The organism is Streptomyces sp. P9(2023) (assembly GCF_032436795.1).
Classification (GTDB): Bacteria; Actinomycetota; Actinomycetes; order Streptomycetales; family Streptomycetaceae; genus Streptomyces.
Window position 1 is genome coordinate 159346 of the sequence record NZ_JAUPWM010000010.1, and the last position, 25622, is coordinate 184967.

The window sequence follows — 25622 nt, forward strand, 5'->3', positions numbered from 1 at the left end:
CATCTGTGGTGAGACCCACCATGGAACCCTGCTGGCAGTCGGCCCGAGCACGTCATGACGGGCACCGGATCGCGATTCGAGATCCTCGGCATGACGCACCCAAGATCCTGAGGGCGTCGGCGGACAGCAGAAGAACTGTGCACTAGGAGAGGGCACTGCCGGCGGCGGGAAGGACCTGTTCGGCCCAGATGACCTTGCCTTCCGGTGTGTACCGGGTGCCCCAGTGCTCGCTGAGCTGCGCCACCAGGAACAGTCCGCGGCCTCCCTCGTCCGTGGTGGCGGCGTACCGCAGGTGCGGGGCGGTACTGCTGCCGTCCCACACCTCGCAGGTCAGAGTGCGATCGCGCAACAGACGAACCCGAACTGGCGCGGCGCCGTACCGTATGGCGTTGGTGATGAGCTCGCTGAGGATCAGTTCCGTGGTGAAAGCGAGTTCCTGCAGGCCCCACTCCTCGAGTTGCTCGGCCGCGAGGCTGCGCATGGCGCCCACCTCGCTCGGGTCGAACGGTACGTCCCACTGTGCGACCCGGCCGGGGCCCAGAGTCCGTGTCCGGGCGATGAGCAGCGCGATGTCGTCGGCCGGCCGGCCGGGGAGCAAGGCGCCGAGTACGGCGCGGCGGCTGGCTTGCGGGTCTCGGTCAGCGTGGCTCAGCGCCGTGCGCAGCATTTCCACGCCCTCTGAAATGTCCCGGCTCCGCTCCTCGACCAGCCCGTCGGTGTACAGGACGAGCTGACTGCCTTCCGCCAGGTGCAGCTCCATGGTCTCGAACGGCATCCCTCCCAGCCCCAGCGGGGGGCCGGCCGGCAGTTCCGAGATCGTCGTCGTGCCGTCCGGGGCGACCACAAGCGGTGGCATGTGTCCTGCCCGCGCCATGGTGCAGTTCTGGGAGACCGGGTCGTAGACGGCGTACAGGCAGGTCGCGCCCAGGACGCCGCCGTCCGAGGCAGCGCTGTCGCCTTCCTGGTCCATGCGCTGGACCAGGTTGTCGAGACGGGCGAGGAGTTCGTCGGGGGGCAGGTCCAAGGAGGAGAAGTTGTGCACGGCCGTGCGCAGCCGCCCCATGGTGGCCGCGGCGTGCAGGCCGTGCCCGACGACGTCTCCGACGACGAGCCCGACGCGGCTGCCCGGCAGCGGGATAACGTCGAACCAGTCCCCGCCCACTCCGGACTGGGCCGGCTGGTAGAAGTGCGCGACGTCCACGGCGCTCTGCTCGGGCAGATCCCGCGGCAGCAGGCTGCGCTGGAGCGTTACGGCGAGATTGTGCTCGCGGGTGTAGCGGCGGGCGTTGTCCATGGTGACCGCGGCGCGGCCGACAAGCTCCTCGGCCAGGGACAGGTCGTCCTCGTCGAACGGTTCCGGCTTCTGCGACCGCCAGAAGTTGACCACCCCGAGCACAACGCCCCTGGCCTTCAGCGGAGCCGCGATGAGCGAGTGGATCCCGTAGCCGACGATCGCCGATGCCCGCGGCGCGTCCTGGGCGTGCCAGCCCGGCGCGTCATGGAGATCGGGCACGAGTTCGGCTGTGCCCGTGCCGTATCCGCGGGCCTGCGGCGTGGACGGCAGGAATTCGATCAGACTGCCGAGCGGGTACAGCGGGTGATCGGAGCGGATGCCGCTGACCGCGGTGCGCCGCATGTCGGCGCCCGGGCCGGGCTCGTCGCCCTTCAGTACCGGGTCGGCCAGGTCGACCGTGACGAAGTCCGCGAACTGGGGAACGGCGACGTCGGCCAGTTCCTCCGCGGTGCGCGCCACGTCGAGGGTGGTGCCGATGTCACCCCCGGCCTCGTAGAGCAGCTTGAGCCGCCTGCGGGCCGCCTCCACCCGGCTGCTCAGGAGCTGCATCTCGGTGGAGTCGCGGATGGTGACCGCCGAGCCCTGCGGGCGGCCCCGGGGGCGGGTGGGCCGCTGATTGACCACGAGCAGCCGGTTCCCGGCCTCCAGCACCTCGTCGGTGGCCACCCGGCCGGACAGCAGCAGTTCCGCCATTCGGCGATCCATGCCGACCTTGTCGACGGGGCGTCCTTCGGCGTCGTCCGGCAGGCCGAGCAGCCGTCCGGCCTCGTCGTTCGCCAGGAGTAGTCGTCCTTCGCCGTCGGTAATCAGCACCCCTTCGCGGACGGCGTGGAGCACTGCGTCGTGGTGCTCGTACATGCGGGTCATCTCCTGCGTGCCGAGCCCGTGGGTCTGGCGGCGCAGTCTTCGGCTGATCAGCGCCGTGCCGACGGTGGCCAGAGCCAGACCGATGGCGATGGCCAGGAGGATGACCGGAAGCTGGCGGTCGGCGATGCCAGTCACGCTCTCCACCGTCAGACCTGCCGAGACCAGGGCGACGACATCGCCCCCGGGCGAGGTGACCGGCACGATCGCCTGGATCTCCTTGCCGAGCGGCCCCTGCACACTCTCGGTGTGCACCCGGCCGGCGAGCGAGGGCTCGATCGTGCCGACGAACCGCTCGCCGATGCGGTCGGGCTGGGGGTGGCTGTAGCGGATGCCGTGGGTGTCCATCACCACGATGAAGTCCACCCCTGCGGCCTTGCGCGTCTTCTCGGCGAGGGGCTGCAGGACCGCGGACGGGTCCGGCGACCTCAGCGCTTCCCGCAGGCCCAGGGAGTTCGCGAAGGTCTGCGCCACGGAAACCGACCGGTTGCGCGCTTCACGGTCGGTGTCGTACCGCGACTGCAGCACCAGGGCCAGTAGGGCCCCGGCGGCGAGCAGCACCACGATCGCCACCTGAAGGACGAAGACCTGTCCGGCGACGCTTCCGAATCTTCTGCCTAGGTTCGACCGCACCGGTACGCCGGGCACGAGAGACGAGACGGGCTCACAACCCCAGTTGTAACACCTCCCCGCGGCCAGGCTCCCGGCGTTCACGGTACGCATCAGGGCCACGACGCAAGGTTCCCATCGCGGCGGGTCAGGGGGATGGGCGTTGATCCATGATCTGGGAGACGAGGGCGTCCAGGTCGAGGTGCTCGCTCTCTCGGCCGCGGGACAATGCGTTCGGTCCAGCGCAGGAAGGCGGTGACGTCCGGCCTCCAGACGCGGAGCAGGGCGGTGCATCCTCTTCCGCGGCCAGCGAGCGAGAGGTGGACACGGCCCGAGCCGCCGCCGCGGCCGGGGGAGACCGATAAGTCGCCCGCGTGGTTCGTTCCTCGACTCCGGCCGTGAGTACTGTGCGCGAGAGGGCCCGCGCGAGGGACACCAGCGAGCCGGTGTGACTGGCGAGACAGCCCGTGCACGGGGTCCTCGGCCGCCTGCGCGCTCCTCACCCATGTTCCAGCCTGGCGGCAGGATGCTATCCGCACGCCACCGCAACGGGTGAAGGGAGCTCACTCCTCGGCTGAGGCGTCCTTCTCGCTGCCTTTCCGATGGTGGAACAGCACCGCCTCCGTGGGGACCAGTTGGGGACCACACGGCGTGCGCGGTGGTGAACGGCCTGGGTGTCCAAACACAACTCGCGCCCAGAATTGGTCCGTTATGTCACGACAATCCCCATGACCCCTACTCCTGGGGGTCAAGGGGTCGCAGGTTCAAATCCTGTCGTCCCGACTTTTCGAAGTCGCAGATCAGGGGCCGTTTCAGAGCAATCTGAAACGGCCCCTTGATCGTTTGGGGGGCGAGCCCGGCGAACGGATCGAGGTGGACGTCGTCCCTGTGGGGCCGAGGGCTTCGCCCTTGCTCAGGCCGGTGCCGATGAGGAACTCGAACAGATCGGTCATCTCGGGATCGCCCCGGTGGCAGTGCGCGTGGAAGCGGGCGGCAATCTCCGCCGTCCAGATCCGCCGTTCCGGTGGAGAAGCCCTCCGGTCCACAGCAGGCGCTGCCACCCCACCACGTCGAAACGGTCCACTTCCGGGTACCACCGGCCGGACTCGCCTTGGCACGCGAGTGTCGCCGACATCGACCGGGGCGGGCCGTTCTCTGCGTTCCCGGGCGTCGACCGGACGCGCACCCTGCTGGCGGGCCACGGCGTGCGGCTGGCCTGCCCGAGGGTGTTCGACCGGCTGTTGACGCGCGCGGGCGAGCGGTTCGGGTTCTCCGGCGGCCACGCTCTGGCCGCCGAACTGCCGGGGGCTCCTGCCGGGTGCTCAACATCATGGTGCGGCGCGGCCATTGGACGGCCCGGGTGGACTGGGTCACCGGCCCGGTCGTGCTGCCTGTCGGGCGGGTCGTGGGGCGTGGACGACAAGGCGTCGGGCGGAGCGGTCACACCGCTCTCACCCGACGCCGCCGCCGATGACCCAGGTCAGCCGACCGGGGCCGTCGCCCGGTCGCCGCTCCCGGCCGCGGCGGTGGGCGGGTGGATGGTCTCGGCGGGCGGGTTGGCGGTGCGCCGGGCCCACAGCCAGTACAGGACTGAGGTGACCATCAGCCCGACGATCCACGATATGTCGGCGCCGTCGAGCTTCTTGGTGATCGCGCCGGTGTACAGCTTGGTGGCCAGGAACGGGATCTGCACGGCGACGCCGACGACGTAGCAGGTCAGCGCGGTGACGTTCCAGCGCCCGTAGCGACCGTCCGGGTCGTACAGGGCGGGGATGTCGACGCGTTCGCGGGAGACCAGGTAGTAGTCGACCAGGTTGATCGCGCTCCACGGGGTGAACACCATCAGGAGCAGGAGCACGAAGTTCTTGAAGTTGGTCAGGAAGTCGTCGCTGGCGGCGAGCGCGATCACCATCGACACGGCGATGAAGCCGACGATGTAGGCGGCGCGTGCGGCGGCCGAGATGCGCGAGCGGCCGTCGAACGCGGTGACGGTGGTCAGGATCGACATGAAGCCGCCGTAAGCGTTCAGGCAGTTGACGGTCAGCTTGCCGACCACGATCACCAGGTAGATGAGGAACGCGAGAAACGCCGGGCCGGCCAGGTCACCGAGGAAGCCGACCTGGTCGGGCAGGAACGCCTTGCCTGCGACGGCTGCGGTGAGCACGCCGAGCGTCATGGCCCACTGAGAGCCGATGACGGATCCGGCGAACGTCGCCCAGAACGTCGCGCGCGTGCTGGTGTCGCGCGGCAGGTAGCGCGAGTAGTCGGCGACGTACGGGCCGAAGGTCAGCTGCCATCCGGCGCCCAGTCCCACGGCGAGCAAGAACGTCGCCGCCTCGAAGCCCTTGTTGCCGATGTGCGCGCCGACGTCGTACTGCGTGAACACCCGTACCAGCAGGTAGCCGAGGCCGAGCACGCCGACGACGGTCGCGATGCGGCCGGCGATGTGGATGAGCCGGTAGCCGGTGACGGCGACCACGGCGGTCAGCGCGCCGAAGATCAGGATGCCGGCGTCCGTGTTGTCGATGTGCAGCATCTCGGACACCGCCTGCCCGGCCAGCACGCTGCCGGTCGCGGCGAAGCCGAGGTACATCAGGATCACCAGCAGCAACGGCAGGATCGCGCCGTAGACGCCGAACTGCGCGCGGCTGGAGATCATCTGCGGTACGCCGAGCCGCGGCCCCTGCGCGGAGTGCAGCGCCATCACGATGCCGCCGAGCACGTTGCCGATCAGCAGCGCGGGTATCGCCCACAGCGCGTCGGCGCCGAAGACGACCGCCAGCGCGCCGTCGACGATCGCGGTGATCTGCATGTTGGCGCCGAACCACAGTGTGAACTGGCTACGCGGCGTGCCGTGCCGCTCGGCGTCAGGGATGACCTCGATGGTGCGCTTTTCCATCGCGAGTCGTTCCCCGGGGGCGTGTTGGACCGGCATTGTGGAGACCTCTCCCCGAAGCGATTCGTGTGTGTCTGGACGAACCGCAGCCGTTGACCCGCACTGCGGTGCGCTGAATCTCGCATAGAGGTCAACAGGTATCAAGGCTCTGAATGAACAATTTCAACCGGGCACATGACACCGCCGGGCACCTCGCGGTGCCCGGCGGTGGGCCAGGCCGGCGGTCAGCCGGCCTGGACGGTGCGGGTGGTTACTGCGCCCATGGGTCGAGGCCCTGCTCGAGCAGGCGTTCCTCCTCGTTCTCGCTCAGCAGGAGCGCGGGGTGCCTGCCCCAGAGCGCGAGGTCGCTCAGGGGGTTCGCCGGGAACTCCGCCCGCAGGACCCGGACGAGGAATTCGACCATCCCGCAGTCGTGGCGCCGCCAGACGCCCTTGCCCCGGTGGTACACGAGCACCGGCCATGCGGCCGGGTCGTCGCCGGAGGCGTCCCAGCAGATGATGTCCGCCGCCGCGTCGGAACCCCAGGCGATGAGCCGCGGCCGCGTCCCCTCGAGCTCGGGCTCCTTCCCGAAGTTCGCCCAGGCGTCCTCGGCGGTGAGGGTCTCCACGAGCATGCCGCCGTACGGCGACGTCAGCTCCTCCGCCTTCGGTTCGGGGACCTGGACCTGGAAGAAGTTGTCGATCGCCCCGGGTCCCCACACCTCCATGAACGCGCGGTAGTCGGGCGGGAACTCCGTCCCCCACGACTCGCCCATGCGGGCCCAGTCGACGGAGGTGTCGGGTGCCGCCTTCGGCGGCATGAGTTCCCGCAGCGTCTCCAGATCAGTCATCGCGGTGCCTCCTTCTCCTTCCGGTCAGCCGTCATCCCATCGATCCCGTCGGTACCTGCCGGCCGGTGGCCGGGTCGTCGAACGTGCCGAGGTTGCGGCCGGCCAGGGTGTTGGAGATGAACGTGTCGATGGATATTCCGGCACTCCCGTCCGGGTTCGTCCCCTGCGCGTAGATGGCGAACCCGGTCGGTACCGTCCGGCGGCCACTGTAGCGAGGGGTCACCGAGTAGTAGACGTCCTGTCCCGCCTGCACGGCCGCGGCGATGTCCGCCTCGTGCTTGGCCATGTTGTTGTCGCCCTGCTGGGACCCGATCTGCTTGGCGTTGGCTCCGCGGGCGCAGGTGGCGAGGTTCCGCGGGTCCGTGCCCGATCCGGTCAGCTGGTTGGCGAGGAGGTGACAGGCGTTGATGTTCTCCCGGACCGGACGCGCGCCGAGGAAGCCGGCGGTGCGCTGTGCCCACCGGTACCCCGGAGGCGTGAACACCCGGGTGTCCGTCTCCGAACCCGAGCGCGAGTCCACGTACTCCTTGGTGAGGCAGGAGGTCATGCCGGTGGCACGGCTGCCGTTCTTCTTGTCCACGTCGCCGTGCTGGACCCAGCCGGACCCGCACTTGTTGCTGTCGTCGTCCTCGTCCTCGGGCGAGGGCCTGGGCTGCGGCTTCGGCTTCGGCTGCCTGGCCCGGTCGATCGCGTCGTTGATGCTACGAGCGGAGGAGACCATCGCGTCGCCGAGACTGTCCGCGAGGCTCGGCCGGCCCTGCTGCTCGGCGACCACCTCGTCGGTGGCGACGACCGCGACCGCGACGAGGGCGATGACGATGGGGATCGCGATGGCGAAGTGCCCGTCGACCTCGACGTTGCTGATCGGGTTGCCGCCGGTGAAGGCGTAGCGGTTGCCGGTGAAGGGGTCGCTGCCGAGTCCCATGTCGGCGAGGGCGCCGTTGTACATGTCCCGGGTGGTGAAGCGGTTGAGCCCCGGGTCGTAGTTGCGGAAGCCCATGTCGTAGGTGCCGGACTGGGCGTCCCACCGCTTGGCGTTGTAGCGGTAGGAGTTGTACTCCTCCTTCGTCGGGTCGCCGGCGTCGGGCTTGTCGATGCCGGTGAACTCGGACGTGTCGTTGCTGCCGTAGGCGGTGTAGCCGTAGGTGGCCTTGGTGTCGCCGTTCTTGTCGGTCAGCGTGTCGACGTCGGTGCGGCTGTTGTAGCCGTAGAAGCCGTCCTCGGTCGTCCCGTCACCGTTGTGCTTGATCTGGGAGAGCCGCTGGCCCCACGGCGAGTACTGGTACGACTTGGTGAGCTTGCCGGCGACCTCCTCGTTCAGCACCTCGCCCGAAAGCCCGAGGTAGGTGTACTGCGTGGTCTTGCCGTCGGCCGTCTTCGACGTGGTGCGGTCCAGCGGGTCGAAGGTGTAGGTCGTCGACTTCATCGCGCCGGAGCCGTCCCGCTGCTGGGACTCCACGACACGGTCGAAACCGTCGTAGACGTTCCGGGAGGCGACCTGCCCGCCCTGCGTGACGGACTCCGTCCGGCCGAACGGGTCGTAGTTGAACGTGGACGTGGTGCCGCCGGTGGTCGACGTCTGCAGCCGGTTGCGGTCGTACGCGAAGGCGGTGGACGTGCCCTTCACGTTCTGGCTGACCACATTGGCGTTGTCGTCGTGGACGTACGTCTCGGTGCCCGCGCCGTTGCCCGTCTTGACCGACTTGGCGAGCCGGTCGGCCGGGTCGTACGAGTAGTCCGTGGTGGAGTCGAGGTACGCCGCGTGGTTGTCGGCGTTCATCTTCTTCACCGCGTCCTGCGCCTTGTTGCCGTTGGCGTCGTAGGCGTAGGTGTGCGAGGCGACGAGGGTGCCGTTGCCCTTCTTCTCCGTGGTGGTGCGGATCGCGCCGTCCAGGAAGTACGCCGTGTCGACGGTGTTGCCGTTGGCCTTGGTCTCCCGCGACACCTGGCCGCGGTCGGTGTAGGCGTACGACGACACCTTCGGGGACGGGTCCGTCGGGCTCGTGCCGACCGACACCGTCTTGACGAGCTCACGGGCGTCGTAGGTGTACCGGGAGAACTGGTCGCTGTGGGTGACCGTCTCCGGCTGGCTGTTGGCGTCGTAGGTGTAGGTGCTGGACTTCTTCTCCTGGCCCGCGAGCGCCTCGGTGACCTGCCGGACCTGGTTGAGGCCCGTGTAGGCGATCGTGTAGGCGTCGACCTTCGCTCCCGACGAGGTGTCGTCGATCGAGGTCAGGTTGCCGTTGAGGTCGTAGGCGTAGCCGAAGGTGTGGTTCTCCGTGTCGGACTCGGACGACGTGTCGCGCACGAGCTTGACACCGTCGGCGACGACGGTCCCGCCGCTGCTCTGGGCCAGCTGGAGCTTGGCCGTGTTGCCCTGGGTGAAGGCGTACGTGCCCAGCTGGACCCATGTGCCGGTGTCCGCGTTCTGGTCCTTGGTGACCTCCGTCGTGCCGCCGCCGTGGGTGACCGTGTACTTCGCGGCCGTCGTCGCGCCGGTGACCTTCGGGTACTTCACGTACGCGGTGTACGTGCCGTTCTTCGGGACGTTGAGCGTCCAGGTGTAGGCGTCCGTGCCCGCGCCCGCGGCGCGCGTCCGGTGGTCGTACCCGGTCTGGCCCGCGATGCTGCCGGCGGTCCAGGTGCCGGTCGAGGACGTGTGCTGGGTGTCGGAGTTGTCGACGAGCACGACCGCGCTGCCCACCGGCACGCCGTCGTCCGTCTTGGTCTTCAGCCTGCCGTTCGGATAGTACGACCAGCCCATCGTGCGGCTGGCGGAGCCGCCTGCCGAGGTCAGCGTCCGCGAGGTCTGCTGGCCGATGGCGTTGTAGTCGTAGGACGTGGCGATGTCCCACGGGTCGGTGGACCGCTTCGTCCAGCCGTTGTCGAAGTACTCGAGGACGGTGTCGTTGCGGACCGTCTGGCCCTCCGACGGCGGCATCGAGGTCCTGGCCACCCGGCCGGCCTCGTCGTAGAACGTCTGCGTGTAGACGTCCGGCTTGTTGTAGCGGGGGTCGGCGGGGTCGTACGGCTGGAACTGCTTGACCGGACGGTTCAGCGCGTCGTACTCGGTACGCGAGGTGAAGTCGTCGGCCGTGGTCGTGGCGGCGCCCCGCGGCGAGATCGCCTTGGTGGCGTTGCCGACCTGGTCGTACTCGTAGCGGGTCGTGCGGTACGTGATGTCCGCGCCGGTGCCGGAGTGCGGCGCCCTGACCTCGGCCTGCCGGCCGCGTTCGTCATAGGTGATGTACGACGTGTTGTTCTCGGCGTCCGTCGTGGACAGCAGCAGCGAGTCCTTGTCGTACGTGCGCTTGCTGGACTTGCCGAGAGCGTCGCTGACCTCGACCGCCCGGTGGTTCAGGTCGAAGACCGTCTTGGTGGTGTAGTCGGTGGTGTCGGCGGTGGCGTTCTTCTTCGGGTCGACGACCGTGACGACGTTGCCGACGTTGCCGACGTTGTCGTAGGTGTAGGAGATCCTGTCTCCCTCTCCGTTGATCACGGAGACGAGCTGGTAGATCTCGTCGTAGACGTTGGTGGTCGCGTAGTCGGACGGGTCCGCCGGGGTGGCGAGACCCTTCGGCTCGGTCGTCGTCCGGAGATGACCCGCCTTGTCGTAGGCGTAGGTCGTCGTCCGCTCCGGTGCCGTCGGCGAGTCCTTCGGGGCCGTGCCCGAGGTGATCTGGTCGGCGGCGTCGTAGACGGCCGTGGACACCGCGCCGTGCGGCGCCGTGACGGTCGTGACGTTGTCGTTGGCGTCGTAGACCGGTGCCGGCGTGGTGATCAGCTCGCCCGCGGCCCGGTCCTTGGGCACGGTGGAGGCCAGCGGGCGCCCGAAGGTGTCGTACGCCTGCGTGGTCTTCGTCCCCAGCGCGTCGGTGACCTCCGTGACCTGACCGCGTTCGTCGTAGACGTACGACGTGGACTTGCCCAGTGCGTCCGTGATCGTGGCCGGGTATCCGGTGACCACGAAGTCGCTGTTGGTCGTCGGGTTGCCGTTGGCGTCGGTCGCCTTGGTCAGCCGGCCGTAGGAGTCGTAGTCGTACGACGTGGTGTAGTCACCCGCCGTCGCGGTGGCGACGCCCTTCGGGTCGGTGACGGTCTTCAGGTTCCCGTACGTGTCGTAGCCGAACTGCCACTGGCGGCCCTCGGGGGACGTCTTGGTGAAGAGGTCGGCCGAGAAGCCGTCCAGACGCGTCTGGTAGCTGTAGCGGGAGGAGTTCGCCGGGTACGTGCCCGGCGCGCATTCGGCGCCCGCGGGCACGCCGGCCTTGTTGTTCTCGGCGTCACGCGACCAGAGCGGGTAGCCGGTCTTCTGGTCGTAGCAGTACGCCGTCCTGGCGCCGTTGGCCTCCTCCATGTACGTGACGTTGTTGTCGGCGTCCCACGACATCTTCGTGGTCTGCGACTTGGCGTTGGTCGTCTGGACCGGGCGGCCGAAGTCGTCCGTCACGTAGTCCGTGGCACGGGACTCGGCGTCGGTGACCTTGGTGTCCGTGAACTTCGTGTTCCCGGCGTTCACCGCGTACGCGAAGCCCGTGGCGCCGTTCAGACGGTCGGTGATCGTCTGCGTCCACCAGTGGTACTTCGGGTCGTCGCCCTCCTTCGGGAAGTAGTACCCGAGGGAGGTGGCGTTGGAGCGCGGGTCGGTCGCCTTGACCAGCTTGACGTTCTTGTTCCCCTGCGTGGCGTCGTAGGTGAACGAGAAGACCTTGGGCTGGGCGGAGCCGGCGCCGTCGGTGATGCGGCCGAGCAGGCCCTTGTCCGTGTAGTGGAAGGTGATCGTGCGGCCCGAGACGTCCTTCATGGACTTCACGTGGTCGTAGATTTTGGAGTTGTTCAGGTTCGAGCCGGTGACTTTCGCGCCCGTGTTGTCGATGTACTCGTAGGACCCGTCACCCTTCTTGAAGTAGTCGACGGTGAGCGTCTGACGGCCGGCCGGGTCCGTGATGTAGAGCAGGAACGTGGTCGGCTTGTTGTTGGACTTGCGCTCCTCGTACGTGAACGTCTGGGTGTTGCCGTTCTTGTCGACCGTGGACGTCAGATAGCCGTCGCAGCCGAAGACGAAGCGGGTGCCGTCGGGACGGGTCAGCGTCCAGGCGTCCGGGACCGGGTCCTTGGAGGGCTTGCAGTCCAGGCCCGCCTTCATGGTGACCTTGTAGTGGACGCCCGCCGGGGCCTTCCAGGTGCCGTCGCCCTGCTTGCGGAAGACGTGCGTGGTGCCGTCGCCGTCCGGAAGACGGATCTCCGTCGGGTTCGGGTTGGGGTGGAAGTCCAGCGGAGCGCCGAGCCGGATCGGCCCCGCGGCCTGCATCGACCAGCCGTGACCGGCGACCGTGTCGGAGGTGTCCTGCGAGTTGTACGCGAACCGGACGAAGGTGCTCAGCCCCCGGCCCGGGTTGCTGAAGGCGTTGTACTGCCAGACGCTGTTGCCGGAGGCCAGGTTGTTCATCAGCGTCGAGCCGGCGCCGGTGTTCTTGCCGGTGTAGCTGTAGAACTTCTCCAGGCCGAGGCTGTTCGAGGTGGGGTCCTCGACCGCGACGTTCTGCTTCAGCGACGGGATGGAGCCGGTGCCGGCCGAGAGCCAGCTGCCGTCGGATATCTTGCGGACGTCCCAGCCGAGCACGTACTCGTTGCGCTTGTTGCCCGAGTCCGAGTTGATCGGGGTGGCGACCTGCGCCTGGATCGTCGCCGACTTGCCCGGCAGCAGCGCCGGGATCGCCGTCTCCAGCTGGTTGCCGCCGGTGGTGACGTCCGTGCCGTCGGGCAGCTTCCAGGTGTAGGACAGCTCGCGCTCACCCGCGGCCCACGCCGAGGACGTGGTGTTGGTGACGGTGAACTCCACCGTGTAGGTGGTGTTCGGGGTCATCCGGGACGGGGTCTGCGGCGCGTAGTAGGTGTCCTCCGTCGTGGAGTCCACGTAGATCACGCGCAGCAGCGGGCGCAGCTGCGGGTCGGGCGCGGCGGCGGACAGGAAGATGGAGCGTTCCTGCGGGCCGGCCGTCGTCTCGTCCTTCAGCTTGATCAGGGCGCCCTTGTTACTGGTGGGCGTCCTGACCCAGCCCTGGGTGAGGGACGTGGCGTCCCACCAGTGGCGGCCGAGGTCGGTGGTGAAGGCCGGGACGTAGTCGGAGACGACCGAGGAGTGGTCGCCGCCGGCCGTGGTCCAGGCGGTGGTGGACGTGGCGTTGTTCCAGGTGGCCTGGGTCTCGGTGAAGTCCCGGGTCAGCCCGTGGAGGTCGTACTGCGCCTTGGTGGTGCCGGTGCGCTCGGTGAGCGTGGACCACAGGAAGGCCCGGCTCTCCAGCACCGTGGCGGTGGCGGGGATGGTGGTCGTGGGCCACTTGATGACCGAGCGGGTCTTGCCGTACGTCGCCGAGTTGTTGCCGACGGTCAGCCAGTCCTGGCCGAGGGTGCCCTGCTCGATGGTGTTGAGGTTCGTCGTCGGCTTCAGCGACGACAGGGTGGTGTCGGTGACTCCGGCGCCCGCCTGGATGAGCCGCATGGTGCGGCCGGCCTTGGGGATGCCGACGACGCGGGTCGGGGAGCCGAGGAGCTGCCCGTCCGCCGTCTTGACCGCGATCTGGTAGTAGTACGACTTCCCGATCTCGGCGCTGCTGGAGTCCGGCGTCGGGACGGCGGTGGTGTCCGTGTACGCGGTGACCGTCTTGGCGACCGGTGCGACCAGGGTCGCGGCGGACGGGGTGAACACCTGCTGCGTGGAGCGGTGCAGCTGGTACTCGGTGATGTCGAGGCCGGTGTCGCCCGTGGTGTTCTTGTACGCGGCCCATGACAGCTCGGGGCCGGTGCCGTGGACGACGGTCGGCGAGTCGAGCGAGGTTCCGACCTTGCCGAAGGTGACCGTCAGGCGCGGGACGGTGGAGGTCTCGCCGCCGTAGTCGTAGTCCCCGGCCTGGTACTGGGGACCGCCGAGCGGAGCGGTGGAGGTCTCGTCGAGCGCCTTGATCACGAAGCCGTGGTTCACGGCCGTACCGGAGACCCACTTCTGGACGGTGTCGCCGACCCGGAAGTTGTGCCAGTTGTTGTACTCGCCGATGTCCTTACGGATCTGCGCCGGGTTGACCAGCCGGACACCGTCCGCGATCGTCCGCTTCGTCGCGTCGCCGGTGTCACCGAGGACGATCTTGCCCGCGTTGCCCTGGGCGAAGTCGATCTGCGTGGTGCCGAGTTGGCGCCAGCCGGTGGTGCCGGTGGCCTGGTTGACCGTGAAGTTCGCGGTCGGCTCGGCCGAGGTGACCGTGTACGGGGCGGCCGTCGCGCCGTCCGTCTGCACCGGGGTGTGGACCTCGACCTTGTAGTCGGCCGCCTCGGGGACCATCGGCTGCCAGGTGTACGACTCGCCGGTGGCGGTGTTCTTGTTGTACGCGTAGTCCCCGGCGTTGCCCGTGCCGCTGACGCGGGGCCACTCGCCGACCGCGGCGGTACCGGTGTCGCCGTCGTCCACGGTGACGGTCGTCGCGGACTGCTCACCCGCCAGGGCGCTGGTCTTCTCCCACGTCGCCGTGGTCTCGTCCCAGGCCCCGGTCGCCCGGCGGACCTCGACGTCGACATTGGTGGATCCAGTGGTGTGGACCTGGTCGAAGTACAGGCTCAGCTGGGCCGTGTCGATCTTCGACCCGGCCGGGATCTCGTCCAGCGGGAACTTGATCAGCGAACGGGCGATACCCGTGCTGCTGGTCTTGCCCGCCGACATGTTCCAGGTGCTGTTGAAGTTCGTCGTGGGCGCGTCGGAGCGGACCATGACGTCCTGCGACCCGGCCGCCGACGGCGCGATGGTGATCGTCGGGTCGATCACCACCGGGTACTGCCGCTCGGGGCGCCGCGAGCCACTTCGCGTCCGGGGTCACCGTCAGACGCCACTGCCCGCCGTGCCGGCCGAGGGCTGGGAGACCTTCGGACTCCAGGAGGTGCCGTACGGGGACGCCTTGTCCTTCTTGGCGTCCGTCATGAAGGCGGGCGGGATCACCAGGACCGGGTTCGCCGGGTCCTCACCGAACAGCGCGATCGAACCGTCGCCGCGCTCCTTCGGGGTGAGCTCGCCCGCGTCCAGCGTGAACACGAACTTCACCGGGGCCTTGGGCTGTTCGGCGAGGGTGATGTTCTCCTTCACCCGGCCCGCGGCGACCTCGTACGAGACGTCCGCGCCCGATGCCAGGCCCTTGTAGGTGACCGTGGCGCCCTCGGCGGTCGGCGCGACGCCCTTCGCGGCACCTTCGAGGCCGAGGGTGACCGCCTGGCCGTCCGCCGTCTCGAAGCGGAGCAGCTTCGCGGGGTCGGCGCCGAAGAAACTCCGGCCGGTGTTGGCGGTGTTGGAGAAGGCGAAGCCCTTGTCCTTCGTGGCGCGGACCGTGGTGTCGATCGGCTTCCAGGACGAGCCGGAGCGGTAGGACACGGGCGAGGCCGAGAGTTCGGCCTCCACCCGTCCGTCCGACATCTGCCAGAACCGCGTCTGCGGCGTGCGCAGGCCGGTCAGCTCCTTGACCCGCTCGGCGGGCGGCAGCTTCTTGCCTTTCGGGAGCTTCTGCCGGCTCGGGATTTCCAGGCTTCCGCCGGTCGGGGGCGTCGGGTCCTTCTTGTCGTCGTCGTCCGAGAACCAGCCGGCGATGGTGTCGACGACACTCCGGTCGTCGTCCTTGCCGGGCTCGGACGGCGGGGCCGCATAAGCGACCTGCGGCAGCAGTGTGCCTGCCACGGCTGCCACCACCAGACAGGAGATATATCTCCTGTACGGAATTTTCACGTCACTACCTTTCGGCATTGGCGTGCCTTTTCCGTCGAATGCGAAATGGGCACGCCGAACGAGCCGGAGCGCACATTCCCGCCCGGCCTGGACATGGCTGTGCGGCACCGCGCGAGAAGACGAAAGGCCAGGTCGCGTGGGCAGCAGCGGATTATTGAACCTTCGGCTGACGTCACGTCAACCCCTCAGACAATCAGGGCAATCGACCACCGGATCGGGGGTCGTTGTGCCCCGATTCCTCCGGACGCTCGCGCGGCGCGTTCGGTGTGGTGTATAACCGCCCGGTTCACTGTCAGTCGATTCGTCGAACGCACCGAAAGCCGGGGCCTTTTCATGCAATCCAAGGAATCCACGCAGGCCGAGGAGTCGACGAAGGAGGGCCCCGGGGCGGGGGTTGTCGAGGACGGCGCCGGGGTGGAGGCGGCCGGGGGCGGGTCCGGCGCGCCTGCCAGGTCGGGCAGGAGGGGCGGCGGGTCCGCTGGGGGCGGGGGGCGGGCCGGACGCGCCATCGGCGCGGCTCTGCTGCTCGCCTGCGGCGGCCTGGTGGGCTACGGCCTGGTGAACACGGAGGAGAAGCCGAAGCCCCGTGCGGTGCCGACGGTCGAGGTGACGTACGAGGTCACGGGAGAGGGGCGGGTCGAGATCTCGTACCTGGCCCCCGGCGGGTCGGGCACGGCGACCGTGGTCCGGGACGCTCGACTGCCGTGGCGCGCGGCGGTCCAGGTCCCGCTCGGCCAGGAGCCGACCGTGGCCATCACCCTCGGCGAGGAGGGCGGCCGCGCGGTCTGCACCCTCGCGATCCGCGGCGAGCACGTGCAACTCGCCACCGCTTCGGGCAAGTTCGGCCGCGCGACCTGCGCGGGCGCGCTGCCTGTCGCGGAGAACTGACCGTCACCGGGAGCGGGCCGGCGCCCGTAGCTTGTGTCGGTGGGTCCGGTCCGGGCCGGGCCGCATGCTGGCCGGGGCGAACGCAGCGCCGGTTGTGACGGACCGACCCGCTCGGGCTGTCCGTCGGAGTCCGCCGGGGCGTCAGCGCGTCACCCGGGCCCTGCGGGAGACGACGGCGTGCAGCACGCGGCGGCCTTCGGCGGAGATGTCCAGCGCGTGGCGCAGTCCGTGGCCGCCGGGCGGTTCAGCGACGCCCTTCGGTCCGGTCCCCCGGCAGCGCGCGAGGAGTTGGGGCCGTGGAGGACGTCCCCGCAGCCCTGGTCGCCCTCGCCGGCAAGGACCCCGTCAGCTTCAGCGTGCGCCGAAGACCTGGGTCCAGTAAGGACCGCCGTTGTCGTGGATGCCGACTCCGATCTCCTTGAAGGAGCAGTTGAGGATGTTGGCGCGGTGGCCCGGGCTGTTCATCCAGGACTGCATCACCTGCTCCGCGCTGGTCTGCCCCATGGCGAGGTTCTCGCCGTACGTCGACCAGGGGTACCCCGTGGCCGTGACGCGCTCGCCCGGGCCCTCGCCGTCGGGGTTGGTGTGGTCGAAGTAGTCCCGCGCGGCCATGTCGTCGGAGTGCCCCTGCGCGGCCCTCGTCAGCTGGCCGTTCGCGGTCACGGGGCCACATCCCGCCTTGGCCCGCTCGGCGTTGACCAGACTGATCACCTGGTCGGCGGTGGAGCCCGTGCCGGACCCGCCCTGCGAACCGGCGTCCGACCCCGGGTTCGAGCCGGAGCCTGAGCCCGCCTCCGAGCCAGGGTTCGAGCCCGAGCCGGAGCCGCGGGTGACCTTCGGCCTGGGCGCCGGTGACGAGGTGCGGGGGGCCGCCGTCTTCGAGGGCTCGGCCCGCGCGGTGCGGCTGGGGCGGGCGGACGGGGTCGCGGTCGCACCGGCCGATGTCGACGCCGAGGGCGAGGGCGTCTCCAGGAGGGTGGTCGGCTCCTGGGCGAGGGGCAGGTCCGGCCCGGGAGCCGCGGCACGGTTCGCCTCCACGTCGCCGTCCCCGTCGGGTCCGTTGCTGAGGTAGAAGGACCCGCCCGTGACCGCGACGACCGCCATACCGGCCGCGACGGCCGCCGCCCTGCGACGACCGCGTCGCCGTTCCTGCTCCCGCCGCCTCCGCGCACTCCGCGAGCCGCGGCCGCCCACCGGGGCCGGGGCCGGGGCCGGGCTGACGGTGGTCGGGGGCCCGTCGGACGCGAGGGGCGCGTCGGACGTGAGGGGCTCGTACGGTCCGACCGGCTCGCCCTGCCAGTCCGCCCCGTACGGTGCCATCGGTGTCGGTTCCTGCGTGGGTGTGCCGTACGGCGCTGTCGGCTCGTACGGCCCGGGTATCCCGTACGGTGCCGATCCGTCGTACGGCCCCGGTATCCCGTACGGCTCCGTCGTCTCGTACGCACCGTGCGTCTCGTACGCACCGTGCGTCTCGTACGGTCCAGGCGTCCCGTACGCGACAGGCATCTCGTACGTTCCCGTCGCCCCGTACGGCTCCGACGCCCCGTACGCGGCCTCGTAGCCGTACTGCTGCGCCGCCGCGAGTCCGAAGCCGGCGCTCTCCCGTACCGAGTTCAGCAGCAGCGCCGACGGGGGCACCAGGAGCAGACCGGCCAGCAGCCCCTCGGCGGGGACGAGGTTGCTCCACAGGCCTGCGCAGTGCGCGCAGTCGCGGGCGTGGCGGGCTATGCGCTTGCGCCAGAGGGCGGAGGGGCGGCCGTCCCACGTGCCCAGCTCGGACCGGAGGGTGGGGCAGAGCGGGTTCTCCGCCAGGGCGCGTACGACGACGCGGGCGGCGTCGAGCTGCGCCTTCATGCGCTGCACCCGGACCGCGGTGTGCTGCGGGGACAGCTCCAGGGCTGCCGCCACCTCGTAGCGGGTCAGCTCGCCGGCGCACTCCAGCCACCACAGCGACAGCAGCGCGCTGTCGTCCGGCTCCATCCAGCGGGTCGCCTCGGCGGTCTCGCGGCGCTGCCCGGACAGGTGGAGCCTGATCAGAGTCAGGTCAACGAAGTCCGCGCCGGGATGGGCGAGGTCACGGGCGTCGTCGAGGACGCCCGTGAGCGGGTGGGACTGCTGCCTGTGCCAGTGACCGCGGATCCCGTTCATGGTGATCGCGACGAGCCAGGACCGGAAACTGTCCGGGGCGCGCAGGCTGCCGAGCCCGTCGAGCGCCCGCAGCATCGTCTCCTGGACGACGTCGTCGACGTCGTGGTGGCCGTTCAGGGCCCGGCCCACGATGTTGTACACGAGGGGCAGATAGGCGGAGACGAGCTGGTCCTGCGCCCAGAGGTCCCCGTACTGCGCGGCCCTCACCAGCTCCGTACCGTGCTGTGTTCCCATGCCCTGATTCACTGTGCCTGTCCCGCCTGTTGTCGATGCCCGGCAGTTGGGAGACCGCGGGGCATCTCCCGGATAACAGGAAACGCCGAGAAATCCGCGACACGTTTTCGGGTGCGGTCCCGCCCGAAGCCCAGGAGCCTACGCCAAGGAAATTCGCGCCTTGTTGTCCCGGTATCACCGTGTCGGTCGCGATATGGGCAGAGGTCGAACGGTCCTGAACTCGGCCGAATCGAACCCATCCTCGCGGCTGCCGCTCGCCGCCCGCTGCCGTCGAGGGAGCGCTCGGGGTTTGCCGAGCGGATTGCCGGTGAGGCGAGAGAAGCGGTCCTGTAGACACGCACGACTCATCGACTGGGGAGCTATGGAAAGCCTTCTTCGACTTGCGCTCGTGCTCGGCGGTTCGGCGCTCGTGACGTTCGCCGTCGGGCGGGTGGCCGACCTGTTGCTGCGGCACGCGGACGCCCGCCATCCCGAGACGCCGCTCTGGGGTCTGCTGCGCCGGTGCCGCGCACCGCTGTACGCAGTCCTGGCGACCGCCCTGCTGAGGGGGACGCTCGGCGCGGTGGACTGGGCGCCGGTACGGGAGCACCGGGTGGCGGTCGCCCACGTCCTGCTGCTGTGCCTGATCGGCGGCGGCGCCTGGCTGGCGGTACGGGTGGCCTCGGCCGTCGTGGAGTCGTCGTACGCGCGCTACGCCGGCCGGTCCCGCGACCCGGCCCGGGTGCGCCGGGTCCGTACGCAGGTCACGCTCATCATGCGCGGGGTGGCCGTCGCGGTCGGGGTGATCGCCACGGCCGTGGCCCTGGTGACCTTCCCGTCCTTCCGTACCCTCGGCACGTCCTTGCTCGCGTCGGCCGGGATCATCGGCATCGTGGCGGGTGTCGCGGCGCAGTCGACGCTCGGGAATCTCTTCGCCGGCTTCCAGATCGCGTTCGGCGACATGGTGCGCATCGGTGACACCGTGGTGGTCGAGGGTGAGTGGGGGATCGTGGAGGAGGTGACGCTCACCTTCCTCGCGGTACGGACCTGGGACGAGCGCCGGGTCACGTTGCCCGTCTCCTACTTCACCTCCCGTCCGTTCGAGAACTGGTCGCGCGGCGGTGCGGAGATCACCGGTACGGTCTTCGTGCACTGCGACCATTCGACTCCGGTCGCGCTGATGCGCGCACACCTGCGGGAGTTCCTGGAGACCTGCCCGACGTGGGACCGCCGGGGCTGGGACCTGGTCGTCACGGACACCTCACCCACGGGGATCACGGTCCGCGCGCTGGTCACCGCACGGGACGCCGACGACCTGTGGGCCACGCGCTGTGCCGTACGGGAGGAACTCGTCGGCTGGCTCGCCCGCGAGCACCCTCAGGCGCTCCCGCGCATCGTCACCGGGCCGGCGTCTGGTCCTACACATAGTGACGAGTTCTCGACATGAAGTAACTGTCGGTGCATGGCGGCGGGTCCTGAGGGCAGGAATCGAAGGCAAGCACTTCCTGCTCGTTCCCGTTCCGTTCCCGTTCCCTTCTCGATCCGAGGAGTCGCCATGGCGCCGCCCGGGCCTCCGGCCTCCGCCTCCGAACCTGTCTTCACCGCGGACTTCGACTCGCGCGAACAGTGGCTCGCCGGCCACTCGTGGGCGTATCCCGACGGGGGGCCGGTCAATCCGGCGGACAACAAGCTGGACCACCTGGTGGAGGACCCCTCCTACAGCCGCTCCGGGGTCTTCCGCGCGACCCGTCGGCGCGACGGGCGGTGGGACACCGGACTGTTGACGACGGAGGGCAGCCCGGAGGGGTTCGAGGTGCGCGCGGGGGACGTGTTGGAGGCGCGGGTGCGGCTCCCGGAGGAGACCGGGGCCTGGCCCGCGATCTGGACCTGGCGTGACGGCGGGCAGGAGGTCGACGTCTTCGAGTACCACCCCGACAACCCTGACCTGCTCGAACTCTCGAACCGCGTGCGCGGCACCCACCTCTACCACCGCTCTCCCTCGGTGCGGCCCGGCGGGTGGATACGTCTGCGGACCGAGTTCGGGGCGCGGTCGGTGGTGTGGTGGCTGGACGACGAGGAGGTGTTCGCCGACGGGCGCGGGGTCGGATCGTCCTGGCACGCCTACCTGATCGTCAACCTCTCGGTCTGTGCGGGCCGTTACCACCCCGCGCCGGATGCGGGGACGAGCGAGATGTCGTACGAGGTGGGCGAGTTGCGCGTGTTCAGACCGGGCGGGTGACACGCGGCGGGCCGGGCTCGTGACTGGTCACGATGACGGAGCGCCAGGACTCGTTTCGCGCGCTCTTCGTGATGTCCAGGTCCGCGATGGCCAGCGCGCCGAAGGGCTCGATGATCAGGGCGCTGGAGGTGCCGACGATCTCCAGGGTCGTCTGGGATCCGATCCGCAGGTCATGCCGGACACGAGGCGAGCCGCCCTGCGCGGGCATGGCGTGGATGCGTGACGCCGGGTAGTCCAGCGCCACCAGCCTGCTGCGCAGAGCCTCGGCGCTGGTCGTGCCCTCGCCGCCGAAGGCCTCGCGGATGCGGTCCGCGTGCCGGTCGGCGATGCACCGACCCTCCCCGTCCGGCGGGACCTCGGTGAAGTCCTTGGGTGTGAACTCGTGGACGTACTCCTCCGCGGGGCCTATGAAGACGTTCGGGTCCTGGCCGATGCCGTCGACCGACTCCCAGCACCGTTATCAATCCGCCCAGCAGGAATTCCATTCAAGCCCCCCGAAGTGTTCGGTTTTCAGAGCAGATCGTCGTCCATGCCGTCCGCCCCGGGCAAGAGGAGCGACGGCTTGTTCTCGACAGCCCTCTGCGCGCCGGATGGGGCGGCAGGGGCTGCCGTGACGGGTGCGGCGGAAAAACGCTTGGACCCCGCGCTCCGCGACGCGGGAGACTCGCTCAGCTCACCTTTCGTTACGAAAGCACAGGGTTGGGATGGGATCTCCGCAATCTCCCGAAGGCGCCCCGAGCAGGGGCTCCGTACTCCTCGCACTCCGCTACTACGGACGGGAACTGGCCCGTCTCCGCCAGATGACCGTGCCGGCGATGCTGATGCCGGCCCTCGGCAACGTCGGCATTCATTACATCGCGCCGCTGATCGTCGCCAAGCTCGTCGGCCGGATCGCCGGCGGCGAAGGCGCCACCGGCATCGGCCCGATGCTGCCGTACGTCCTCGGCTTCGCAGGCGTCCTGCTGCTCTCCGAGGTGCTGTGGCGCATCGGTCTGCACTGCCTGAACCGCCTCGACGCCCGGGGCATCGAGCACCTGTACGTCGTCGGAATGGGTGAACTCTTCGCCAAGGACACCGCGTTCTTCCACGACAACTTCGCCGGATCGCTGACCAAACGCGTCCTCAGCTTCGCCTCCCGCTTCGAGGAGTTCGTCGACACGCTGACGTTCTCGGTCATGGGCAGCCTCGTACCGCTGACGTTCGCCTCGGTGGTGCTCTGGCAGTACGACCCGCTGCTCGTCGTCGGCCTGCTCACGTTGATCGCGATCACGGGGCTCGTCGTGGCCCCGCTCATCCGGCGCCGGCAGGCGCTCGTCGCCGAGCGCGAGCAGGCCATCGCCCGCGTCTCCGGCCATGTCGCCGACAGCCTGATGAACATGGACACCGTCCGGTCCTTCGCCGCCGAGGACCGGGAGGCCGCCGAACACCGGTCGCGCGTCGCGGAGTCGCGGCGCCTCACCCTCCGTTCGTGGGACTACGGCAACCTGCGCATCGACACCCTCGTCGCGCCGATGTCCGTCCTCACCAACGTCCTCGGACTGCTGCTCGCGCTCACGCTCGGCGCGGGAGAGCTCGGTGTGGAGGCGGTCATCGTCGCGTTCACCTACTACGCCCACGCCACCCGGATCATGTTCGAGTTCAACCAGATCTACCGGCGGCTGGAAAGCTCCATGACGGAGGCCGCGCAGTTCACCGAACTGCTGCTGGAACCACCCACCGTGGTCGACCCACCGACCCCAGAACCGCTGCTCGCCCGGGCCGCCGACGTGCGCTTCGAGCGGGTGACCTTCTCCCACGCGGGCGCCGAGCCGCTCTTCAAGGGCCTCGACCTCGCAGTGCCCAGCGGGGCGAGGTTCGGCCTGGTCGGCAGGTCCGGCGGGGGCAAGACCTCTCTCACCCGGCTGTTGCTCCGGATGACCGACATCGACGACGGCCGGATCCTGATCGGCGGACAGGACATCAGCCTGCTGCGCCAGGCCGACCTGCGCAGCCAGATCGCGTACGTACCGCAGGACCCGTCCATGTTCCACCGCACGCTCCGCGACAACATCGCCTTCGCCCGGCCGGACGCCACCGAGGCCGAGATCCGGCGCGCCGCCGAGGCCGCGCACGTCACCGAGTTCGCCGACGCGCTGCCGGACGGCTTCGACACCATGGTGGGCGAGCGCGGGGTGAAGCTGTCCGGCGGCCAGCGCCAGCGGGTCGCCCTCGCCCGGGCGATCCTGCGGGACGCGCCCATCCTGCTGCTCGACGAGGCCACCAGCGCCCTGGACTCGGAGAGCGAGATCCTCGTGCAGGACGCGCTGTGGCGGCTGATGGAGGGACGGACGGCACTCGTCGTGGCGCACCGGCTGAGCACGGTCGCCACCATGGACCGCCTCATCGTCCTCGACCGCGGGCAGATCATCGAGCAGGGCTCCCACCAGGAGCTGCTCGCCACGGGCGGCGCCTACGCGAAGCTGTGGCAGCACCAGTCGGGCGGCTTCCTGGACGACGGTCCCGTGGGGGTGGAGGTGAACTGAGGCTGGGGGTGGGGGGTACGGGGGGGTAGGGGATGCGGATCTCGCGGGCCCCCGCACTCCCGGGCGGCCGCCCCGCCCGGCCGGGTCTCGGCGCCGCGTACAGTGTGGTCGGGCGCGGCGTGATCACGAGGAGTACCAGTGACCGCGGTGAGTCTTGAGCACGCCACCGTCCCCGCCGACACCGGCGAGGTGACCCTGCTGATAGCCCGCCGGGTGGAGCCCGGCTACGAAGCCGCCTTCGAGCGGTGGGCCAAGGGCATTCTCGAAAGCGCCGCCGCCTTCCCCGGTCACCTCGGATACGGCTTCTTCCGCTCGTCCGGCGGCGACGCCCCCTGGTTCCTGGTCCACCGGTTCCGGGACGCGGATGCCTGCCGGACCTGGCAGGAGTCGCCGGAGCGCGCGGCCTGGTTCGCCGACGTCGAGGGCCACCACCACACCGAGATCGCCCGGCGGAAGCTGACCGGCATGGAGACCTGGTTCGCCAAGCCGGGCTCGACGCGGCCCGCGCCGCCGCGCTGGAAGATGGCGATCAGCGCGACGCTCGCGATCTATCCGATCTCCCTGCTCGGCAGCTATGTCCTCGTGCCCCGGCTGACCGCGCTGCCCCTCGTGCTGAGCAGCGCGGTCATCGCCTGCGTCTTCAACGTCCTGATGACATACGTGGCGATGCCGGCCGTGAGCCGGCTGCTGCGGGGCTGGCTCAGCCGCTGACGGGAGCTCCGCCGGCCCGTGCCTGGTGGACACGGAGGTGGAGGGTGGCCAGGTCGAGCAGCGGAGTGGGCACCGACAGGGCACGCGCGCGTGCCACCAGGTCGCCGAAGAGGTGCTCGACCTCCGTCGGGCGTCCGGCGACCAGGTCCCGGTACAGCGAGGGCACCATGGGCGACCCGTTCGCGGTGACGATGCCCAGCGTCGCCGTCCGTTCCGCCTCCGGTACGGGATGGCCCGCCGCGGCCGACACCGCCGCCGCCTCGGCGAGGACGGCCGGGCCCAGCTCGGCTCCGCCCGCGATGGCGTTGACCTCGCCGACCGTGCCGCGCATCAGGCTCGTCACCGCGCCGAAGGTGGTGATGAAGACCCACTTGTGCCACATGGCGGTCATGACGTCCGCGGGCACCAGGACGTCGATCCCGGCCTCCGTAAGGACGGAGCGGATCTTCTCCACGCGGGCGGAGGGGGTCCCGTCCTGCTCGCCGATCGTCAGATGGGCGAGCGGCGCGAGACGGACGATGTCCCCGGCGTCGTCGAGGGTGGTGACCACCTTGGCGACCCCGCCGAGGACCGGCGTGGCGCCGAAGCGGGCGTTCAGGGCGTCGACATGGGCGAGCCCGTTGAGCAGCGGCACGATCGCCGTGTCCGGGCCGACGGCCGGGGCGACGTCCTCGATCGCCTGCTCCAGGGCGGTGGACTTCACCGACAGGAGCACGAGATCGTACGGAGCGGTCAGCGCGTCGGCCGTGACGAGCCGGGGCTCGACGGACCACTCCTCGCCCTTGCCGACGACCCGCAGGCAGCGCTCGCGCAGGGCGGCGGCGCGCCGCGGACGGACCAGGAACGTGACGTCCTGTCCGGAACGGGCCAGCAGGGCCCCGAAATAGCCTCCGGTGGCTCCGGCGCCGACGACCAGGATCTTCATGAGTGCGGACCTCTCGGGGAGCGTGGGGTGGTGGACGGTACGAGCAGGGGGCGGAGCAGCCGGTGCGGGCGGGCGAGTGCAGCCGTCACCGGATCGTCGTCCTCGGCGGCGGGGGCGAGCCCGGGGCCGGGCGCCACGAGGATGTCGCCGACCGGGACGGCGGCCCCGCAGCCCGTACAGCTGCCGTCCCCGTCGATCGGCGCGTCGTCGTCGGCATGGCGGAACACGCGGCGCGGGCCGCCGCCCGTCCCGTAGAACTCGTCGCCCCAGGAGGTGAGCGCGCGGACGGCGGGCCAGAGCGCGACGCCCTTGGCGGTCAGGGCGTAGACCTCGCGGCGGCCCGTGCCGGGCAGCCGGGTGAGGACGTCCGCCGCGGTGAGGGTGGCGAGCCGGTCGGTGAGGACGGCGCGGGGCAGACGGAGATGGCCGGCGAACTCGCCGAAGCGGCGGACCCCGAAGAAGGCGTCCCGCACGATCAGCAGGGTCCAGCGTTCACCGACGACCTCCATGGAGCGGGAGAGGGCGCAGGCCTGACCGCCGTAGTCGCGGGGGAGGGGCATGGGGCAGACAGTAGCGCAGAGAGTTCGTTGGTTGAACTCTCTTGCGGGAGGAGGGATGCAGGGAGGAGGGATGTAGGGAGGAGGGATGTAGGGAGGAGGGATGTAGGGAGGAGAGGTCTGGGAAGAGGGAGGAGAGGGATAGGAGGGAGAAGAGGGGGTGGGGGAT

General features: G+C 69.8%; 12 protein-coding genes and 2 pseudogenes. 6 read left to right on the forward strand and 8 right to left on the reverse strand.

The window, feature by feature from the left end:
• Positions 1–142 precede the first annotated feature (142 nt).
• Positions 143–2731 (reverse strand): SpoIIE family protein phosphatase, encoded by a 2589-nt coding sequence (locus Q5762_RS17155; protein ID WP_315892981.1) that lies wholly within the window; start codon positions 2729–2731, stop codon positions 143–145.
• A gap of 1016 nt (positions 2732–3747) precedes the next feature.
• On the opposite strand from Q5762_RS17155, the pseudogene Q5762_RS17160 reads away from it, so the two are divergent.
• Positions 3748–4068: pseudogene (locus Q5762_RS17160) on the forward strand (HutD family protein); the annotation flags it as partial.
• Between the two features lie 179 nt (positions 4069–4247).
• Here the strand turns inward: Q5762_RS17160 and Q5762_RS17165 are convergent.
• From Q5762_RS17165 to Q5762_RS17175, 3 genes and pseudogenes are all read right to left on the reverse strand, one after another.
• Complete coding sequence (locus Q5762_RS17165) at positions 4248–5702, reverse strand: cytosine permease (protein ID WP_315892982.1); 1455 nt, start codon at positions 5700–5702, stop codon at positions 4248–4250.
• Between the two features lie 211 nt (positions 5703–5913).
• On the reverse strand, positions 5914–6492 hold the full coding sequence (locus Q5762_RS17170) for a hypothetical protein (protein ID WP_315892983.1): 579 nt from the start codon (positions 6490–6492) through the stop codon (positions 5914–5916).
• Positions 6493–6523: 31 nt separating this feature from the next.
• Positions 6524–15268, reverse strand: a pseudogene (locus Q5762_RS17175) (DNRLRE domain-containing protein).
• A gap of 315 nt (positions 15269–15583) precedes the next feature.
• Here Q5762_RS17175 and Q5762_RS17185 point away from each other — a divergent pair.
• A complete protein-coding gene (locus tag Q5762_RS17185; protein ID WP_315892986.1) occupies positions 15584–16138 on the forward strand; it encodes a hypothetical protein in 555 nt (184 codons plus the stop codon).
• 351 nt (positions 16139–16489) lie between these two features.
• Here Q5762_RS17185 and Q5762_RS17190 read toward each other — a convergent pair whose 3' ends face one another.
• Positions 16490–18520 carry a sigma-70 family RNA polymerase sigma factor gene (locus tag Q5762_RS17190; RefSeq protein ID WP_315892987.1) on the reverse strand — a complete coding sequence of 677 codons (2031 nt, stop codon included), beginning with the start codon at positions 18518–18520 and terminating at the stop codon, positions 16490–16492.
• 361 nt (positions 18521–18881) lie between these two features.
• On the opposite strand from Q5762_RS17190, the gene Q5762_RS17195 reads away from it, so the two are divergent.
• The gene (locus Q5762_RS17195; RefSeq protein ID WP_315892988.1) at positions 18882–19946 is read left to right on the forward strand and encodes a mechanosensitive ion channel domain-containing protein; all 1065 of its coding nucleotides are present in this window, start codon (positions 18882–18884) and stop codon (positions 19944–19946) included.
• Positions 19947–20054: 108 nt separating this feature from the next.
• Entirely contained in the window at positions 20055–20738 is a 684-nt protein-coding gene (locus Q5762_RS17200) for a beta-glucanase (RefSeq protein ID WP_315892989.1), read from the forward strand.
• Here the strand turns inward: Q5762_RS17200 and Q5762_RS17205 are convergent.
• Positions 20722–20946 carry a hypothetical protein gene (locus Q5762_RS17205; protein ID WP_315892990.1) on the reverse strand — a complete coding sequence of 75 codons (225 nt, stop codon included), beginning with the start codon at positions 20944–20946 and terminating at the stop codon, positions 20722–20724. The genes Q5762_RS17200 and Q5762_RS17205 overlap by 17 nt on opposite strands.
• 496 nt (positions 20947–21442) lie before the next feature.
• On the opposite strand from Q5762_RS17205, the gene Q5762_RS17210 reads away from it, so the two are divergent.
• Positions 21443–23260, forward strand: coding sequence for an ABC transporter ATP-binding protein (locus tag Q5762_RS17210; protein ID WP_315892991.1), 1818 nt, complete (start codon positions 21443–21445; stop codon positions 23258–23260).
• A gap of 138 nt (positions 23261–23398) precedes the next feature.
• Positions 23399–23971: an antibiotic biosynthesis monooxygenase gene (locus Q5762_RS17215; RefSeq protein WP_315892992.1), complete on the forward strand. Its 573-nt coding sequence runs from the start codon at positions 23399–23401 to the stop codon at positions 23969–23971.
• Here the strand turns inward: Q5762_RS17215 and Q5762_RS17220 are convergent.
• Together Q5762_RS17220 and Q5762_RS17225 are read right to left on the reverse strand one after the other, a co-directional pair.
• The gene (locus Q5762_RS17220) at positions 23961–24896 is read right to left on the reverse strand and encodes a ketopantoate reductase family protein (RefSeq protein ID WP_315892993.1); all 936 of its coding nucleotides are present in this window, start codon (positions 24894–24896) and stop codon (positions 23961–23963) included. The two genes, Q5762_RS17215 and Q5762_RS17220, sit on opposite strands and share 11 nt — an antisense overlap.
• Entirely contained in the window at positions 24893–25456 is a 564-nt protein-coding gene (locus Q5762_RS17225) for a helix-turn-helix domain-containing protein (protein WP_315892994.1), read from the reverse strand. Before Q5762_RS17225 ends, Q5762_RS17220 begins: the two co-directional genes overlap by 4 nt.
• Positions 25457–25622 lie beyond the last annotated feature (166 nt).

What these genes read in the sequence shown, in the direction of transcription:
- Q5762_RS17165 (WP_315892982.1), bottom strand. Translation starts at nt 5,702, where the DNA reads ATGCCGGTCCAACACGCCCCCGGGGAACGACTCGCGATGGAAAAGCGC.
- Q5762_RS17170 (WP_315892983.1), bottom strand. Translation starts at nt 6,492, where the DNA reads ATGACTGATCTGGAGACGCTGCGGGAACTCATGCCGCCGAAGGCGGCA.
- Q5762_RS17185 (WP_315892986.1), top strand. Translation starts at nt 15,584, where the DNA reads ATGCAATCCAAGGAATCCACGCAGGCCGAGGAGTCGACGAAGGAGGGC.
- Q5762_RS17190 (WP_315892987.1), bottom strand. Translation starts at nt 18,520, where the DNA reads ATGGGAACACAGCACGGTACGGAGCTGGTGAGGGCCGCGCAGTACGGG.
- Q5762_RS17195 (WP_315892988.1), top strand. Translation starts at nt 18,882, where the DNA reads ATGGAAAGCCTTCTTCGACTTGCGCTCGTGCTCGGCGGTTCGGCGCTC.
- Q5762_RS17200 (WP_315892989.1), top strand. Translation starts at nt 20,055, where the DNA reads ATGGCGCCGCCCGGGCCTCCGGCCTCCGCCTCCGAACCTGTCTTCACC.
- Q5762_RS17205 (WP_315892990.1), bottom strand. Translation starts at nt 20,946, where the DNA reads ATGCCCGCGCAGGGCGGCTCGCCTCGTGTCCGGCATGACCTGCGGATC.
- Q5762_RS17210 (WP_315892991.1), top strand. Translation starts at nt 21,443, where the DNA reads ATGGGATCTCCGCAATCTCCCGAAGGCGCCCCGAGCAGGGGCTCCGTA.
- Q5762_RS17220 (WP_315892993.1), bottom strand. Translation starts at nt 24,896, where the DNA reads ATGAAGATCCTGGTCGTCGGCGCCGGAGCCACCGGAGGCTATTTCGGG.
- Q5762_RS17225 (WP_315892994.1), bottom strand. Translation starts at nt 25,456, where the DNA reads ATGCCCCTCCCCCGCGACTACGGCGGTCAGGCCTGCGCCCTCTCCCGC.